Below are 16422 nucleotides of genomic sequence, written 5' to 3' on the forward strand. Positions count from 1 at the left end.
GTTGGCCCGGCGCAGCCGGGCTTATTCTCACGCCTCACCGCACACCAGCAGTTCCCTGGCATTGGCCAGGGTATTGGGAGTGATCTTGTTGCCGCCGAGCAGGCGCGCCAGCTCCTGCAGCCGGCTGTGTTCATCCAGCTCCCGCATCCGGGTCTGGGTGTCGTTGTCGGCGCTGCTCTTGCTGACGAAGAAATGCTGGTGGCCATTGCCGGCTACCTGGGGCAGGTGGGTGATCACCAGCACCTGGGTGGACTCGCCCAGTTGGCGCAGCAACTTGCCCACCACGGCCGCGGTCGGCCCGCTCACACCGACGTCTACCTCGTCAAAGATCAGGGTCGGGGTTTCCACCTTGCGGGCGGTGATCACCTGGATGGCCAGGCTGATGCGCGACAGCTCACCGCCGGAGGCAACCCGGGCCAGCGGGCTCAGCGGCTGGCCCGGGTTGGTGCTGACCAGGAACTCGACCCTGTCGATGCCGAGGGGTGAGTAGCCGCCGTTGTCATCGGCGCTGACCCGGATTTCAAAGCGGCCGTGCTCCATGCTGAGCTGGTGCATGCCCTGGGTGATCAGGCCGTTGAGCGACTCGGCGTAGCGCTGCCGGCTCTGGCTGAGCCGCTCCGCCGCCTGCAGGAAGTCGTTTCTGGCCAGCTCGACTTCCTGCTCCAGTTCCTGCAAGCGGGAGTCGTTATCGGCCATTTCCGCCAACCGGGTTCTGAGCTGCTGGTGATGGGTAGCCAGCTCCGCCGGTGGAACATGGTGCTTGCGGGCCAGCTCCATCACCTTGCCCAGGCGGGTTTCCACCTCGTGCAGGCGCTCCGGATCCAGCTCCAGCCTGTCGAGGTAGCGGCTCAATTCGCCGTGCCCTTCTTCCAGTTGGATCAGGCTGCTTTCTATCATTTCCTGTACCGGACCCAGGCGGCCGTCCATCCGGTTCAGTTCGATCACGACCCTGAGGCCCTGGCGCAGCAACTGCAAGGCATTGGTTTCCTCGCCGTCGGCCAGCACATCCAGGGCCTGTTGGCAGTCGTTGAGCAGCTCGGCACCATTGGCCAGGCGCTTGTGCTCCGCTTCGAGTTCGGGAAATTCGTCCTCCGCCAGGGCCAGTTCGTCCAGCTCCGCCACCTGGTATTCCAGCAACTGGCGCTGGGCCTGCCACTGGGCCTGCTCCTGCTGCAGCTGCCGCCGCTCGTTGCCGAGCTGGCGCCAGTGCTGGTAACCCAGGCTGGTCTGCTGCAGCAACTGGTGGTGGCCGGCGTAGGCGTCGAGCAGGCTGCGCTGGTAGTCGGACTTCTGCAGCTCCTGGTGGGCATGCTGGCCATGGATGTTGATCAGCAGGGCGCCCAGGGCCTTCAACTGGGACAGGGGCACCGGGGTGCCGTTGATGTAGCCCCGGGAGCGGCCTTCGCGGCTCAGGGTCCGGCGCAGTATGCATTCATCCTGCTCATCCAGCTCCTGCTCGCTCAGCCAGGCTTTTACCCTGGGCAACTTGTCGATACGGAACCGGGCGCTGATATCGGCCTTGTCGGCACCGGGGCGGACCGAGTCGGCATCGGCCCGCTCCCCCAGGGCCAGGGCCAGGGCATCGATGGCGATGGACTTGCCGGCGCCGGTTTCGCCGGTGATGCTGGTCATGCCCGGACGCAGGTCCAGCTCGAGGAAGGAGACAATGGCAAAATTGCTGATGGTGAGCTGAAGCAGCATAGTGGACTCCTGCACAAAACAAGTCTGTATGAAAATACAGTATACTGTGGATTTGTACAGTAGCAAGGGCTGCTGAAGCTTCAGAACAGCTTGCTGCCCCAGCCGAGCTTGCTGCGCAGTACCTCGAAATAATTGTGCCCGCGCGGGTGCAGCAGCTTGAGCTTGTAGGGGCTCTTGTAAATATGGATCTCGTCGCCGGGCTGTACCGCCAGCGAGACGTGTCCGTCGCAGCTCACCAGCATCTGCTCGGTCTTGTTGGTGGGGGCGACCACCAGCTTCACCTGGGCGTCGGCGTCGATCACGATGGGCCGGCAGCTCAGGGTATGGGGAAACATGGGCACCAGGGTGATGGCGTTGAGGTTGGGGGTCAGGATGGGGCCGCCGGCGGACAGGGAATAGGCGGTGGAGCCGGTGGGGGTGGCCACTATCATGCCGTCGGCCCGCTGGCTGTACATAAAGTGGCCGTTGATATAGACCTCGAACTCGATCATGTGGGCGATCTTGCCCGGGTGCAGCACCGCTTCGTTCATGGCGGTGTTGCTGGCCTTGAGCTGGCCGTGGCGATGCACCTGGGCTTCCAGCAGGAAGCGGTGCTCGGCCTGGTAATCCCCGGCCAGCAGCCGCTCGAGCGGCTGTTCGAAGCTGTCCGGCGACAGATCGGTGAGAAAGCCGAGGTTGCCCCGGTTGACACCGACTACCGCCACATCGAAACGGGCCAGCACCCGGGCCGCGCCCAGCATGTTGCCGTCGCCGCCCACGACGATGGCGAGATCGGCCCGTTCGCCCAGTTCCACCATTTCCAGCAATTCGGCCTGCTCGAGCCGCAGTTGCTCGCCCACGCGTCGCTCTATCACCACCTTGAGTCCCAGTCGGACGAGGTAATGATAGAGGTCCACCAGTGTCTGGTTGGCGCCCTGGTGATCGGGTTTGCCGATAAGCGCTATGGTATTGAAGTCGGTTTCCATTGTTGGCTGGCCTTGCTGAGGAGCAATGCGATGGCGCATTCCCTGGCTGAACGAGTCACTCCATTCTAAAGAAGCCGGGTTCCCGGCGCCACCGGGCCGAGCACGTGACGATGAAATCCCCCCCTTGAAATCATCCCGGCCGCCCCCATATAGGGAGCAAGTTGAGTTAACACAGATGACGGGAGACGACATGAGCAGCAAACAACACCAGGTTGACGCCGAGCAGGCCGCCGAGCAGGAGCCGATGATGACCGAGGCCGAAGCGGGTACCGAAGCCGAGGGCGGGCAACCGGATGCGGCTTATGTGGCCGAGCTGGAGCAGAAGCTGGCCGACGCCGAGGCCAGCGCCCAGAACGAGAAAGACAATGCCCTGCGGGCCCTGGCCGAGATGGAGAACATTCGCCGCCGCGCCGCCCAGGACGTGGAAAAGGCGCAAAAGTTCGCGCTGGAGAAGTTTGCCAGCGAGCTGCTGCCGGTGATAGACAGCCTGGAGCGGGCGCTGGAGCATACCGACAAGGAAAACGACGCCTTCAAGGCGGTGTGCGAAGGGGTGGAGCTGACCCTGAAATCCCTGCTCAGCACGGTGGAGAAATTCGGCGTGGTGCAGATCAATCCCCAGGGCGAGCCCTTCGATCCCAACAAGCACCAGGCCATGAGCATGGTCGAGAGCAACGAGGTGGCCCCCAACTCGGTGCTGGCGGTAATGATGAAGGGCTACGAGCTGAACGGCCGGGTGCTGCGTCCCGCCATGGTGATGGTGGCCAAGGGGCCGTCCATCGATACCCAGGCCTGAGCCGCCAAAAAAATGTGATGCCTGTCTTGAAAGCCGGTAGCGGCAACCACATATAGGCACTAAAGCAAAACACCAAATGCTTATCACCGAATTGCAGAAAGAAATTTGAGAGAGGATTTTATGGGTAGAATCATCGGCATCGATCTGGGTACAACTAACTCTTGCGTGGCCATCCTGGATGGGGATACCCCCCGGGTGATTGAAAACGCCGAGGGTGCTCGTACTACTCCCTCCATCATCGCCTATACCGATGACGGCGAGACCCTGGTCGGCCAGCCGGCCAAGCGCCAGGCGGTGACCAACCCCAAGAACACCCTGTTCGCCATCAAGCGTCTGATCGGCCGCCGTTTCGAAGACGAAGAAGTGCAGCGCGACATCAAGATCATGCCGTTCAGCATCGTCCGTGCCGACAATGGCGACGCCTGGGTGGAAGTGAAGGACAAGAAGATGGCACCTCCGCAGATCTCCGCCGAGGTGTTGAAGAAAATGAAGAAAACCGCCGAGGACTACCTGGGCGAGCCGGTGACCGAAGCGGTCATCACGGTGCCGGCCTACTTCAACGACGCCCAGCGCCAGGCCACCAAGGACGCCGGTCGCATCGCCGGCCTGGATGTGAAACGCATCATCAACGAGCCGACCGCGGCCGCCTTCGCCTATGGCGTGAACAAGGCCAAGGGTGACCGCAAGGTGGCGGTATACGATCTGGGCGGTGGTACTTTCGACATCTCCATCATCGAAATCGATGACATGGAAGGCGAGAAAACCTTTGAGGTACTGGCTACCAACGGCGATACCCACCTGGGTGGCGAAGACTTCGACAACCGCCTGATCACCTACCTGGTGGAAGAGTTCAAGCGCGAGCAGGGCTTCGATCTGCGCAATGACATGCTGGCGCTGCAGCGCCTCAAGGAAGCGGCGGAAAAGGCCAAGTGCGAGCTGTCTTCCGCCCAGCAGACCGAGGTCAACCTGCCCTACATCACCGCCGACGCCACCGGGCCCAAGCACCTGAACATCAAGGTGACCCGCGCCAAGCTGGAGTCCCTGGTGGAAGACATGGTCAAGAAGTCCCTGGAGCCGGTGCGCATCGCGCTCAAGGATGCCGGCCTGTCCGTGTCCGACATCGATGACGTCATCCTGGTGGGCGGCCAGACCCGGATGCCGCTGGTGCAGAAGGCGGTGAGCGATTTCTTCGGCAAGGAGCCGCGCAAGGACGTGAACCCGGATGAAGCCGTGGCTGTGGGCGCCGCCATCCAGGGCGCCGTGCTGTCCGGCGACAAGAAAGACGTGCTGCTGCTCGACGTGACCCCGCTGTCCCTGGGCATCGAGACCATGGGCGGGGTGATGACCGCGCTGATCGAGAAGAACACCACCATCCCGACCAAGAAGTCCCAGGTGTTCTCCACCGCCGACGACAACCAGTCCGCGGTCACCATCCACGTACTGCAGGGTGAGCGCAAGCGTGCCAGCGACAACAAGTCCCTGGGCCAGTTCAACCTGGAAGGCATCCGCCCGGCACCGCGCGGCCTGCCGCAGATCGAGGTGACCTTCGACATCGACGCCGACGGCATACTGCATGTGTCCGCCAAGGACAAGGACACCGGCAAGGAGCAGAAGATCACCATCCAGGCCTCTTCCGGCCTGAGCGAGGCGGAGATCGAAGCCATGGTGCGGGCGGCCGAGGCCAACGCCGCCGAGGACAAGAAGTTCGAGGAGCTGGTCCAGGTGCGCAACCAGGCCGACGGTCTGGTGCATGCCACCCGCAAGCAGCTGGCCGAAGCCGGTGATGCCCTGGCCGCCAGCGACAAGAGCGCCATCGAGTCGGCCCTGAGCGCCCTGGAAAACGCCGTGCGTGGCGAGGACAAGGCCGAGATCGAGGCCAAGCAGCAGGCGCTGCTGGAAGCCTCCCAGAAGCTGATGGAGGCGGCCCAGGCCAAGGCCCAGGCGCAGGCTCACGACGCCGGTGCCCAGGACGGCGGCAGCAAGGCCGACGACGACGTGGTCGACGCCGAGTTCGAAGAAGTGAAGGACGACAAGAAGTAACAGTCGCGCCGGCGCAAACGCCGACAGTGCGGGCGTTGGGCTGCCAACGCCCGCCTTTGTGTAATTAGGACTCAGGTAAGCAAGCAGCCTATGTCGAAACGAGATTATTATGAGGTGCTCGGCGTCTCCAAGGGAGCCGACGAACGCGAAATCAAGAAGGCCTATAAACGGCTGGCGATGAAATACCACCCGGATCGCAATAAAGAAGATGCGGATGCGGGGGACAAGTTCAAGGAAGCCACCGAAGCCTACGAAGTGCTGACCGACAGCCAGAAGCGGGCCGCCTACGATCAGTTCGGCCATGCCGGCGTGGATGGCCAGCAGGGTGGTCACGGCTTCGGCGGCGGAGCCGACTTCAGTGATATTTTCGGTGACGTCTTCGGCGATATCTTCGGTGGCGGTCAGCGCCGTCAGCAACGGGCGTCCCGCGGGGCGGATCTGCGCTACAACATGGAACTGACGCTGGAAGAAGCGGTGCGGGGCGTCACCAAAGAGATCAAGGTGCCGACCCTGGTGGGCTGCGACGTCTGCGACGGCAGCGGCGCCAAGCCCGGTACCCAGGCCAAGACCTGTCCCACCTGCCATGGCCACGGCCAGGTGCAGATGCGACAGGGCTTCTTCACCGTGCAGCAGCCCTGTCCCCACTGCCGCGGGCGGGGCAAGATCATCACCGATCCCTGTCATCAGTGCCATGGCGAGGGGCGTTACCAGAAGACCAAGACCCTGTCGGTCAAGATCCCGGCCGGGGTCGACACCGGCGATCGCATCCGCCTGTCCGGCGAGGGCGAGGCGGGAGAGGCGGGAGCGCCGGCCGGCGATCTCTATGTGCAGGTGCATGTGCGCGAACACGATATCTTCGTGCGCGACGGCAACAACCTCTATTGCGAGGTGCCGATAAGCTTCACCTCCGCCGCCCTGGGCGGCGAGGTGGAAGTACCGACCCTGGACGGGCGGGTCAAGCTGAAGATCCCCGCCGAAACCCAGACCGGGCGCATGTTCCGGCTCAAGGGCAAGGGGGTGCGCTCGGCCCGCAACGGCCTGCTGGGCGATCTGGTGTGCAAGGTCTATATTGAAACACCGGTCAACCTGACCGACGAACAGAAAGAGCTGTTGCGCCAGCTCGAGGTCTCCTGCGGTGGCCTGGCGGCCAAGAAACACAGGCCCAAGTCCGAAGGTTTCTTCGAAGGCGTAAAGCGGTTTTTCGATGATTTGACCCGCTGAGCCGGCTGTATTAGTCTGGGCCGTCTTGACGAAACGGCCCGGCGGCCGCAGCAAAACAGAGTGTGATATGAGCCCTAGGCCGGCTTCGGCAGGGCTCTTGTTATTTTATTGTCTGAAAGGAACCAGGTTTCCACTATGAAGCAAACACCGATGACCATCCGCGGTGCCCAGAAACTGCGTGAAGAACTGGATCACCTGAAGTCTGTGCGTCGCCCGCAAATTATCGAGGCGATTGCCGACGCGCGCGAACACGGCGACCTGAAGGAAAATGCCGAGTACCATGCCGCGCGGGAACAGCAGGGATTCTGCGAAGGGCGGATCCAGGAGATCGAGGCCAAGCTGTCCAACGCCCAGATCATCGATATCACCAAACTGCCCAACAACGGCAAGGTGATCTTCGGGGCCACCGTGACCCTGTTCAAGCTGGATGACGAAAAGGAAATCAGCTACCGCATCGTCGGTGACGACGAGTCCGATATCAAGGCCAACATGATCTCGGTGAACTCGCCCATCGCCCGCGCCCTGATCGGCAAGGAAGAAGACGACGTGGTGGTGGTGCGCACCCCCTCCGGCGATGTGGAATACGAAGTCATCAAGGTCGAATACCTGTAATAGCCTCTCCATTCCCGCTGTTCAAGGCGGCCGGTCTAGTCTTCCGGCTGCCTTCTGCTTATCTCCTGCAGAAAGCCCCGAAACACGAAATCCGACAAGGTCATCCGCTCGGCGACAGGCAGTTCAAACCGCACCGCCGTCAGCCAGAAGTGGTGCCCCCTGTGCTGGCGGACCAGCTGCAGCCTGAGCGGGATCTGCTGCTCCTGCCCCAGGCTCAGCAATACCCGCTTGCTCTGCTGCTTGGTGAACAGGCGGCGACGGGAGAGCAGGCGCATGCCGTTTATCGACAAATCGCGGATTTCGGCGGCCAGGGGCCGGCCGTTGGGCTGGTAGAGCTGCAGCTCCTGCGGGCTGGGCAGACGCCAGGCGCGGGGATGAAAGCCGTCGGTGATGATGCTGGGCGGGCTCAGCTCCGCCTGCTCCTCGCTGGCCTCCTGGTGCTTGAGGGTGACCGGAAAATGCAGCTTGACCTCGCCGAGGGCCAGTTTCAGCTCGAGGTGCGAAGCCTGTTCGAGCAGGGGCCTGATATTGGCATCGATGGCGATGGTCAGGCTGAGCAATGATTCCGGCTGCTCCTGCTGATACAGCTCATTCAGCAGGGCGAGTTCCTCGTCGGTCAGGTAGGGATGGACGGGCATGGCAATCACACCGTGGCTAAAAGCTAATAGTATTGTCCTCCAGCCTGCCGGATAACAGCGCGAAAGGGAAATAATTCAAAGGGGAAGAAGGGGATAGCGGAGCGTGAGTGACAGCGTAAGGGAAGGCGAGGCGGGCCGGGTGAACCGACCCCCGCAGATCAGGCCCTGGGCAGGGTGATCTTCTTCTGCTCGCTGGGGCGGTACAGCGTCAGGATGTGGCCTATGGTCTGCACCTTGACCGCACCGGTCTCGCGCACGATGGCATCCATGATCAGCGTTTTGACTTCCCTGTCTTCGGCGGCAACCTTGACCTTGATCAGTTCATGGAAATTCAGGGCCAGATCGATCTCGGCCAGTACGCCTTCGGTCAGGCCATGCTGGCCAAGCAATACCACCGGCTTCAGGCTGTGGGCCAGTCCCTTGAGGTATTGTCTTTGCTTATTATTCAGGGTCATTGCAAAATGCTTCGGTTAAATAGGTTGAAAGGGGGGCATTGTACCCCCATCTAGGCTTCAATGGTAATAGCAGAGCGATAATTTAATGGGTAAGAAGAAACGCTCGGCCAGCTCGACCCGCTGGCTCAAGGAGCATTTTGACGATAAATATGTACAACAGGCGCAAAAAAAAGGCCTGCGCTCGCGTGCCGTGTTTAAACTTGAAGAATTACAAGGCCGTGATCGCCTGCTCAGGGCGGGGATGACGGTGGTCGACCTGGGGGCCGCGCCCGGTGGCTGGAGCCAGTATGCGGTAGAGCAGGTCGGTCTGCAGGGCAAGGTGATCGCCTGTGACATACTGCCGATGGATCCCATCGCCGGCGTCGACTTCCTGCAGGGCGACTTCCGTGAAGAGGCGGTGCTGGGAGCCCTGCTGGAGCGGGTCGGCGAAGACAAGGTGGACGTGCTGCTGTCGGACATGGCGCCCAACATGAGCGGCACCCCCGAGGTGGATCAGCCCAGGGCCATGTACCTGGTCGAACTGGCACTGGACATGTGCCGCCAGGTGCTGGCGCCCAAGGGAAGTTTTGTGGTGAAAGTGTTCCAGGGGGCCGGCTTCGATGAATTTCTTCAGGACGTTCGCCGGTCTTTCAATGTGGTCAAGGTGCGCAAGCCCGACTCATCCCGGGCCCGTTCACGGGAAGTCTACATTGTGGCTACCGGTTTTAAACTGTAGTACCCTGTCCCAGTCATAAACTGTCAGCCGGTGAGGTTAGTAATTTGAGTGACATGGCGAAGAATTTGATCCTGTGGTTGGTCATAGCCGTGGTGTTGATGTCGGTTTTCCAGAGCTTCAGCCCGAGTGAACCGAGCGGACGCCAGACGGACTATACCACCTTCGTGCAGGAAGTAGCCCAAGGGCAGATCCGTGAAGTGCGCATGGATGGCAAGACCATCAATGGCGTTAAGCGCAGCGGTGACCGTTTCACCACCATACTGCCGGCGGAAGACCCTCAGCTGCTCAACGATCTGCTCAACAACAACGTTCGCGTCGTGGGTGAGAAACCGGAAGAGCCGAGCCTGCTGACCTCCATCTTCATCTCCTGGTTCCCCATGCTGCTGCTGATTGGCGTGTGGATCTTCTTTATGCGCCAGATGCAGGGCGGTGGTGGCAAGGGCGCCATGACTTTCGGCAAGAGCCGGGCCCGGCTGATGAGCGAAGACCAGGTCAAGACCACCTTTGCCGACGTGGCCGGCTGCGACGAGGCCAAGGAAGACGTGAAAGAGCTGGTGGACTACCTGCGTGACCCCAGCCGCTTCCAGAAGCTGGGTGGCCGCATTCCCACCGGCATCCTGTTGGTGGGCCCGCCCGGCACCGGTAAGACGTTGCTGGCCAAGGCCATCGCCGGCGAGGCCAAGGTGCCTTTCTTCACCATCTCCGGCTCCGACTTCGTCGAGATGTTCGTGGGTGTCGGTGCCTCCCGGGTGCGCGACATGTTCGAGCAGGCCAAGAAGTCTGCCCCCTGTATCGTGTTCATCGACGAAATCGACGCTGTGGGTCGCCAGCGGGGCGCCGGCCTCGGTGGCGGTCACGACGAGCGCGAGCAGACCCTGAACCAGATGCTGGTGGAAATGGACGGCTTCGAAGGCAACGAGGGCGTGATCGTCATCGCCGCCACCAACCGGCCCGATGTGCTGGATCCGGCGCTGCTGCGCCCCGGCCGTTTCGACCGCCAGGTGGTGGTGGGCCTGCCCGATGTACGCGGCCGCGAGCAGATCCTCAAGGTGCACATGCGCCGGGTACCGCTGGCCGACGACGTCAACGCCAGCGTGATCGCCCGCGGTACCCCCGGCTTCAGCGGGGCCGATCTGGCCAACCTGGTCAACGAGGCGGCGCTGTTTGCCGCCCGCTCCGCCCGCCGGCTGGTATCGATGGAAGAGTTCGAGAAGGCCAAGGACAAGATCATGATGGGCGCCGAGCGCCGCTCCATGGTGATGTCCGAGTCCGAGAAGGAAATGACCGCCTATCACGAGGCCGGTCACGCCATCGTCGGTCGCATGGTGCCCGAGCACGATCCCGTGTACAAGGTGTCCATCATTCCCCGTGGCCGGGCCCTGGGGGTAACCATGTACCTGCCGGAGCAGGACCGTTTCAGCTACAGCAAGCAACACCTGGAGTCGATGATCTCCAGCCTCTACGGCGGCCGTCTAGCCGAGGAGATCATCTACGGCTTCGACAAGGTGACCACGGGCGCATCCAACGACATCGAGCGAGCCACCGAAATCGCCCACAAGATGGTGACCCAGTGGGGCCTGTCCGAGAAGATGGGGCCCTTGTTGTACGCGGATGAAGAAGGCGAGGTCTTCCTCGGCCGCACCGCCGCCAAGGTCAAGCACATGTCCGATGAAACCGCCAAGGCCATCGATGCCGAAGTGAAGGATGTGATCGAGCGCAACTACCAGCGTGCCAAGAATATCCTGATGGAGAACATCGATATCCTGCATGCCATGAAGGAAGCGCTGATGAAGTACGAGACCATCGACGCCCGCCAGATCGACGATCTCATGGCGCGCCGCGATGTCCGGGCACCGGCGGACTGGAAGGACGAGCAGGACGACAAGCCCCAGGGGCCTGCGGCCAGCACCGGCGAGCAGAAAGAGGAAAAGGCGGATGAGACCAAAGCTGCCTCACCCGAGTTGAATAAACCCGGCGATGCCACCAGTAACTGATGTTTTGTGATAAATTAAGCCCCGGCCATCTCTGGCCGGGGCTTTTTGTTTTTGGGAATCCTCTGCTTATGCTGTTATCGAGCTCGTCCAGAACCCTGGATCTCTCCACTCCCCAGGTCATGGGGATATTGAACCTGACGCCGGACTCCTTTTCCGACGGCGGCCGCTTCCTCGAGCGGGAGCAGGCGCTGCGCCATGCCCTGCAGATGGTGGCCGACGGCGCGACCATTATCGATGTGGGCGGGGAATCCACCCGGCCGGGAGCCGACGAGGTGGCGGAGCAGCAGGAGCTGGAGCGGGTACTGCCGATCATCGAACGGCTGCGTGCCGAGCTGGATTGCTGGATCTCCATCGATACCAGCAAGGCGGCGGTGATGCGGGAAGCGGTCGCGGCCGGCGCCGATCTGATCAACGACATCCGCGCCCTGCGCGAGCCCGGCGCGCTGACGGTGGCGGCGGCCAGCGGGGCGGCGGTGTGCCTGATGCACATGCAGGGCCAGCCCAGGACCATGCAGCAGGCGCCCGACTATCGGGATGTTGCCGCCGAGGTGGGCGATTTTCTGCAGGAGCGGGTGCAGGCCTGCATGGCGGCGGGAATTCCGCGCGAGCGGCTTTGCCTGGATCCCGGCTACGGCTTCGGCAAGTCGCTGGCACACAACTACGAGCTGCTCGGCCGCCTCGGCCGGCTGCGGCAACTGGAACTGCCACTGCTGGTGGGCATGTCGCGCAAGTCCATGTTGGGACAGTTGCTGGAGCGCCCGGTCGATGAACGGCTGGCCGGCGGCCTGGCGGCGCACCTGTTCGCCATCAATCAGGGCGCGCACATAGTACGGGTACACGATGTAAAAGCAATGGCCGATGCCGTACGGGTATGGCAGCAGGCCGCACACTATCAGGGATAACAACGATGACGAGAAAATATTTTGGTACCGACGGGGTGCGCGGCAAGGTGGGTGACTATCCCATCACACCCGAGTTCGTGATGAAGCTGGGCTGGGCGGCGGGCAAGGTGCTGTCCCAGACTGGCACCCGCAAGGTGTTGATCGGCAAGGATACCCGCATCTCCGGCTACATGCTGGAGGCGGCCCTGGAGGCGGGGCTGTCCGCCGCCGGTCTGCAGGCGGCCCTGCTCGGCCCCATGCCGACCCCGGCCATCGCCTACCTGACCCGCACCTTCCGTGCCGAGGCCGGCATCGTCATCAGTGCCTCCCACAATCCCTATTACGACAACGGCATCAAGTTCTTCTCCCACGACGGCACCAAGTTGCCGGACGAGGTGGAGCTGGCCATCGAGACCCTGCTGGAGCAACCGATGGACTGCGTGCCGTCGGATCAACTGGGCAAGGCCAGCCGCATCAACGACGCCGCCGGACGCTATATCGAGTTCTGCAAGAGCACCTTCCCTTCCGAGATGCATCTGGACGGGCTGACCATGGTGATCGACTGTGCCCATGGCGCCACCTACCACATAGCACCGGCGGTGTTCGAGGAACTGGGGGCCAGGGTGATCCGCACCGGCGTCCAGCCCAACGGGCTCAATATCAACGACCAGGTTGGCTCCACCGCGCCCCAGGCGCTGATCGAGGCGGTGCTTGCCCACAAGGCGGATCTGGGCATCGCCTTCGACGGTGACGGCGACCGCCTGGTGATGGTGGATCATACCGGCGCCCTGGTGGATGGCGACGAACTGCTCTATATCATGGCCCGCGACGCCCAGCGGCGCGGGACCCTGCACGGTGGCGTCGTGGGTACCCTGATGAGCAACATGGCGCTGGAGCTGGCCCTGGCCAAACTGGACATCCCCTTCGTGCGGGCCAAGGTGGGCGATCGCTATGTGATGGAGCTGCTCAAGGAGCATGGCTGGAAACTGGGTGGGGAAAACTCGGGTCATATCATCAGCCTGGATCACAACACCACCGGCGACGGCATAGTGGCCGCGCTGCAGGTGCTGCGTGCCATGGTGGGGGAGCGGCGCAGCCTGCATGAACTGTGCAAGGGCCTGACCCTGTTTCCCCAGGTGCTGGTCAATGTGCGGTTTAACGCCGGCACCGATCCCCTGGCCAGCGAGGAAGTCCGGCGGCGGGTGGCCGAGGCCGAGGCGGAACTGGCCGGCGCCGGGCGGGTGCTGTTGCGTAAGTCCGGTACCGAGCCGCTGATCCGGGTGATGGTGGAAGGAGCGGACAAGGCCCAGGTCGAACGGTTGGCGCACCATATCGCCGAGGCGGTAGCCTGACCGGCTACGCCGGAGCTGGACGTCATAAGCTGGAAGCCGGAAGCGATCAGTTGCCCGACGTGGTTTGGCGTTTTTGCATGCGGGTCATGAATTGCAGTCGGCCGTACTCATGTCACAAGCAACGCCGGGCTGCTTCAAGCTTTCGGCTTCCAGCTTGGGTAAAACGATTGTGTAATCATCGCTTTGCCGCCTTTTTATGCAGTCGAGCGATTTTTTGAAAATTGCGCTTGTATCCGGCCGGCGGGGTCGTTAGTATTAGCCCCGCTCCGGACAGCAGGGCTGAAAAAGGGGCGGCAACGCCAAGCGAAGGTAGGCTCAAATGTACGAAATTCTTTTGGTGGTGTATCTGCTTATCGCACTGGCCCTGATTGGCCTGGTGTTGATCCAGCAAGGAAAGGGTGCCGACATGGGCGCGTCTTTCGGCGCAGGTGCATCGAATACGGTTTTTGGCTCCAGTGGCTCGGGTAATTTCCTGACCAAGGCAACCACGCTGCTGGCGGCAGGCTTCTTTATCGTGAGTCTGGTGTTGGGCAATATGTCCACACACAGTACCAAACAAGGAAGCGAATGGGATGACCTTTCCGTACCCGAAGTGGTGGAAAGCGTACCCCAGGGTGATGTTCCCGCAACTGGCGGAAGCGACGTACCCAATTAAGGTTTTTGCCGAGATGGTGGAATTGGTAGACACGCTATCTTGAGGGGGTAGTGCCCGTATGGGCGTGCGGGTTCAAGTCCCGCTCTCGGCACCAAGTCATAGTCAGGTTGAGATTGGTTCTCGGTTTGACTATAATCTCGCACGATTTCGGACGCGGGGTGGAGCAGCCTGGTAGCTCGTCGGGCTCATAACCCGAAGGTCGTCGGTTCAAATCCGGCCCCCGCAACCAATTTCACGTTCACCGCCTGCTCGCGGTGAATGGTCGTCGCGAGGCGACAATCAGGGTCCAGGTGAATAGCCCCGATTTGAAGATCGGGGCTTTTTGTTATCTGCACTTTGCCATCGGCATGGTCGATGGGAATTCACTGGGCTGCGAGCCCTTTTTTTGTTTTCGGAGGGGGTAGCTTTGGCTACATTGGAACAACGATTGACCGAGATGCTGACAGAGCCGGTAGAGGCCCTGGGCTTTGAACTGCTGGGGCTCGAATTTGTACGCGCCGGCCGGCATTCGACCTTGCGTTTGTACATTGACCATGAAAACGGTATCGACGTGAACGACTGTGCCGAAGTCAGTCGTCAGGTCAGCGCCGTGCTGGATGTGGAAGATCCCATTTCCACCGAATATGATCTGGAAGTCTCATCCCCAGGGCTCGCTCGTCCCCTGTTCAAGCCGGCCCATTACCAGGCCATCATCGGCCAGGAAGTGGAGCTGACCCTGCGCATGGCCGTAAATAATCGCCGCAAGCTGACAGGCAAGGTGCTGGCGGTGGAAGACACCATGATCAGGCTGGAAGTGGAAGGAACGGAGTTTCCTGTCGCTTTCGCCAATATCCAAAGAGCAAATCTGGTTCCGAACTTTGACTAACGAGGCTATCGGACATGAATAAAGAAATATTGCTGGTTGTAGACGCCGTTTCCAACGAGAAGGCGGTGCCTCGTGAAAAAATCTTCGAGGCGCTGGAAACGGCCCTGGCCACGGCCACCAAGAAAAAATACGAAGGCGACATCGATGTGCGGGTGGCCATCGATCGCAAGAGCGGCGATTTTGATACCTTCCGCCGCTGGCAGGTGGTGGAGAGTCAGGACGTCCTGACCAACCCCTACCGGGAGATCACCCTGGAAGCGGCCCAGATCGATGAGCCGGAGATCCAGGTGGGTGACTACGTGGAAGATCAGATAGACTCCATCACCTTCGATCGCATCACCACCCAGACCGCCAAGCAGGTCATCGTGCAGAAAGTGCGCGAAGCCGAGCGCATGCAGGTGGTGGAGCAGTTCCAGGATCAGGAAGGTGAGATCATTACCGGCGTGGTCAAGAAGGCGACCCGCGACAACGTCATCCTGGATCTGGGCAACAATGCCGAGGCGGTGATCTTCCGCGAAGATCTGCTGCCGCGCGAATCCTTCCGTGCCGGTGACCGGGTGCGTGGCCTGCTGTTTGCCGTTCGCCCCGAGGCCCGCGGTGCCCAGCTGTTCGTCAGCCGCACCCATCCGGACTTCCTGAAGGAGCTGTTCCGCATCGAGGTGCCGGAAATCGGTGAGGAAATCATCGAGATCATGGGTGCCGCCCGGGATCCCGGCAGCCGCGCCAAGATTGCGGTGAAGACCAACGACAGGCGTATCGATCCCATCGGTGCCTGCGTCGGCATGCGTGGCGCCCGGGTGCAGGCGGTGTCCGGCGAGCTCGGCGGTGAGCGGGTCGACATCGTGCTGTGGGACGACAACCCGGCCCAGTTCGTGATCAACGCCATGGCGCCGGCCGACGTGGCTTCCATCATCGTGGACGAAGACGCCCACTCCATGGATATCGCGGTCGAGTCGGGCAACCTGGCCCAGGCCATCGGCCGCAACGGCCAGAACGTACGCCTCGCGTCCCAGCTCACCGGCTGGGAGCTGAACGTGATGACGGTCGAGGATCTGCAGCAGAAGCATCAGGTGGAAAGCGACAAGATCATGAACCTCTTCGTCCAGTACCTGGACATCGACGAGGATTTCGCCGCCCTGTTGATGGAAGAAGGCTTCTCCACCCTGGAGGAGATCGCCTATGTCCCGGTCAGCGAGCTGCTGAGCGTCGAAGGCCTGGACGAAGACATGGTGGAAGAACTGCGCAATCGCGCCAAGGATGCACTGACCACCCGGGCCCTGGCCCAGGAAGAATCATTCGAAGGGGTGGAGCCGGCAGAAGATCTGCTGACCCTGCCCTCCATGACCCGGGAGCTGGCCTACCAGCTTGCCGCCCGTGGTATTGCGAATCTGGAAGAACTGGCAGAACAGGGCATTGACGACCTCGAAGGCATCGAAGGTCTGGATGAAGCCCTGGCCGGCGAGCTGATCATGGCCGCCCGCAACATCTGCTGGTTCGGGGACCAGAGCGAAGAATAAGATCAACGGAGGTAAATG

At 61.7% G+C, this 16422-nt stretch carries 15 protein-coding genes and 2 tRNA genes; 13 read left to right on the forward strand and 4 right to left on the reverse strand.

Features of this window, described 5'->3' with window-relative positions; genetic code table 11:
• Nucleotides 1-27 precede the first annotated feature (27 nt).
• Complete coding sequence (recN, locus tag AN401_RS04990) at nucleotides 28-1701, reverse strand: DNA repair protein RecN (protein ID WP_094037990.1); 1674 nt, start codon at nucleotides 1699-1701, stop codon at nucleotides 28-30.
• Between the two features lie 80 nt (nucleotides 1702-1781).
• Nucleotides 1782-2666 carry an NAD(+) kinase gene (nadK, locus tag AN401_RS04995; RefSeq protein ID WP_094037991.1) on the reverse strand — a complete coding sequence of 295 codons (885 nt, stop codon included), beginning with the start codon at nucleotides 2664-2666 and terminating at the stop codon, nucleotides 1782-1784.
• A gap of 190 nt (nucleotides 2667-2856) precedes the next feature.
• Here nadK and grpE point away from each other — a divergent pair, with 190 nt between their 5' ends.
• The 4 genes from grpE to greA all read left to right on the forward strand — a co-directional run bounded on the left by grpE (nucleotide 2857) and on the right by greA (nucleotide 7332).
• Nucleotides 2857-3459 carry a nucleotide exchange factor GrpE gene (gene grpE, locus AN401_RS05000; RefSeq protein WP_096778683.1) on the forward strand — a complete coding sequence of 201 codons (603 nt, stop codon included), beginning with the start codon at nucleotides 2857-2859 and terminating at the stop codon, nucleotides 3457-3459.
• Nucleotides 3460-3579: 120 nt separating this feature from the next.
• A complete protein-coding gene (gene dnaK, locus AN401_RS05005) occupies nucleotides 3580-5499 on the forward strand; it encodes a molecular chaperone DnaK (RefSeq protein WP_094037993.1) in 1920 nt (639 codons plus the stop codon).
• Between the two features lie 90 nt (nucleotides 5500-5589).
• On the forward strand, nucleotides 5590-6720 hold the full coding sequence (dnaJ, locus tag AN401_RS05010; protein WP_094037994.1) for a molecular chaperone DnaJ: 1131 nt from the start codon (nucleotides 5590-5592) through the stop codon (nucleotides 6718-6720).
• Nucleotides 6721-6855: 135 nt separating this feature from the next.
• A complete protein-coding gene (gene greA, locus AN401_RS05015) occupies nucleotides 6856-7332 on the forward strand; it encodes a transcription elongation factor GreA (protein ID WP_094037995.1) in 477 nt (158 codons plus the stop codon).
• Between the two features lie 35 nt (nucleotides 7333-7367).
• Here the strand turns inward: greA and AN401_RS05020 are convergent, their stop codons facing one another.
• A complete protein-coding gene (locus AN401_RS05020; protein ID WP_094037996.1) occupies nucleotides 7368-7970 on the reverse strand; it encodes a PilZ domain-containing protein in 603 nt (200 codons plus the stop codon).
• A 158-nt stretch (nucleotides 7971-8128) separates the two neighbouring features.
• Nucleotides 8129-8425: a ribosome assembly RNA-binding protein YhbY gene (gene yhbY, locus AN401_RS05025; RefSeq protein ID WP_094037997.1), complete on the reverse strand. Its 297-nt coding sequence runs from the start codon at nucleotides 8423-8425 to the stop codon at nucleotides 8129-8131.
• 85 nt (nucleotides 8426-8510) lie between these two features.
• Between yhbY and rlmE the strand changes: the two genes are divergently transcribed.
• The 9 genes from rlmE to nusA all read left to right on the forward strand — a co-directional run bounded on the left by rlmE (nucleotide 8511) and on the right by nusA (nucleotide 16404).
• On the forward strand, nucleotides 8511-9140 hold the full coding sequence (gene rlmE, locus AN401_RS05030) for a 23S rRNA (uridine(2552)-2'-O)-methyltransferase RlmE (protein ID WP_094037998.1): 630 nt from the start codon (nucleotides 8511-8513) through the stop codon (nucleotides 9138-9140).
• Nucleotides 9141-9184: 44 nt separating this feature from the next.
• Nucleotides 9185-11134: an ATP-dependent zinc metalloprotease FtsH gene (ftsH, locus tag AN401_RS05035; RefSeq protein WP_094037999.1), complete on the forward strand. Its 1950-nt coding sequence runs from the start codon at nucleotides 9185-9187 to the stop codon at nucleotides 11132-11134.
• Between the two features lie 68 nt (nucleotides 11135-11202).
• Complete coding sequence (folP, locus tag AN401_RS05040) at nucleotides 11203-12036, forward strand: dihydropteroate synthase (protein ID WP_096778684.1); 834 nt, start codon at nucleotides 11203-11205, stop codon at nucleotides 12034-12036.
• 5 nt (nucleotides 12037-12041) lie between these two features.
• A complete protein-coding gene (gene glmM / locus AN401_RS05045) occupies nucleotides 12042-13367 on the forward strand; it encodes a phosphoglucosamine mutase (protein WP_096778685.1) in 1326 nt (441 codons plus the stop codon).
• A 319-nt stretch (nucleotides 13368-13686) separates the two neighbouring features.
• Entirely contained in the window at nucleotides 13687-14022 is a 336-nt protein-coding gene (secG, locus tag AN401_RS05050; protein WP_096778686.1) for a preprotein translocase subunit SecG, read from the forward strand.
• Nucleotides 14023-14029: 7 nt separating this feature from the next.
• A tRNA-Leu gene (locus AN401_RS05055) sits at nucleotides 14030-14116 on the forward strand.
• Between the two features lie 58 nt (nucleotides 14117-14174).
• A tRNA-Met gene (locus AN401_RS05060) sits at nucleotides 14175-14251 on the forward strand.
• 177 nt (nucleotides 14252-14428) lie between these two features.
• Complete coding sequence (gene rimP / locus AN401_RS05065; protein ID WP_096778687.1) at nucleotides 14429-14887, forward strand: ribosome maturation factor RimP; 459 nt, start codon at nucleotides 14429-14431, stop codon at nucleotides 14885-14887.
• A gap of 14 nt (nucleotides 14888-14901) precedes the next feature.
• Nucleotides 14902-16404, forward strand: a complete 1503-nt coding sequence (nusA, locus tag AN401_RS05070) for a transcription termination factor NusA (RefSeq protein WP_094038004.1) — start codon at nucleotides 14902-14904, stop codon at nucleotides 16402-16404.
• Nucleotides 16405-16422 lie beyond the last annotated feature (18 nt).

Origin of the sequence: Zobellella denitrificans (assembly GCF_002407485.1) — a bacterium.
GTDB lineage: Bacteria > Pseudomonadota > Gammaproteobacteria > Enterobacterales > Aeromonadaceae > Oceanimonas > Oceanimonas denitrificans.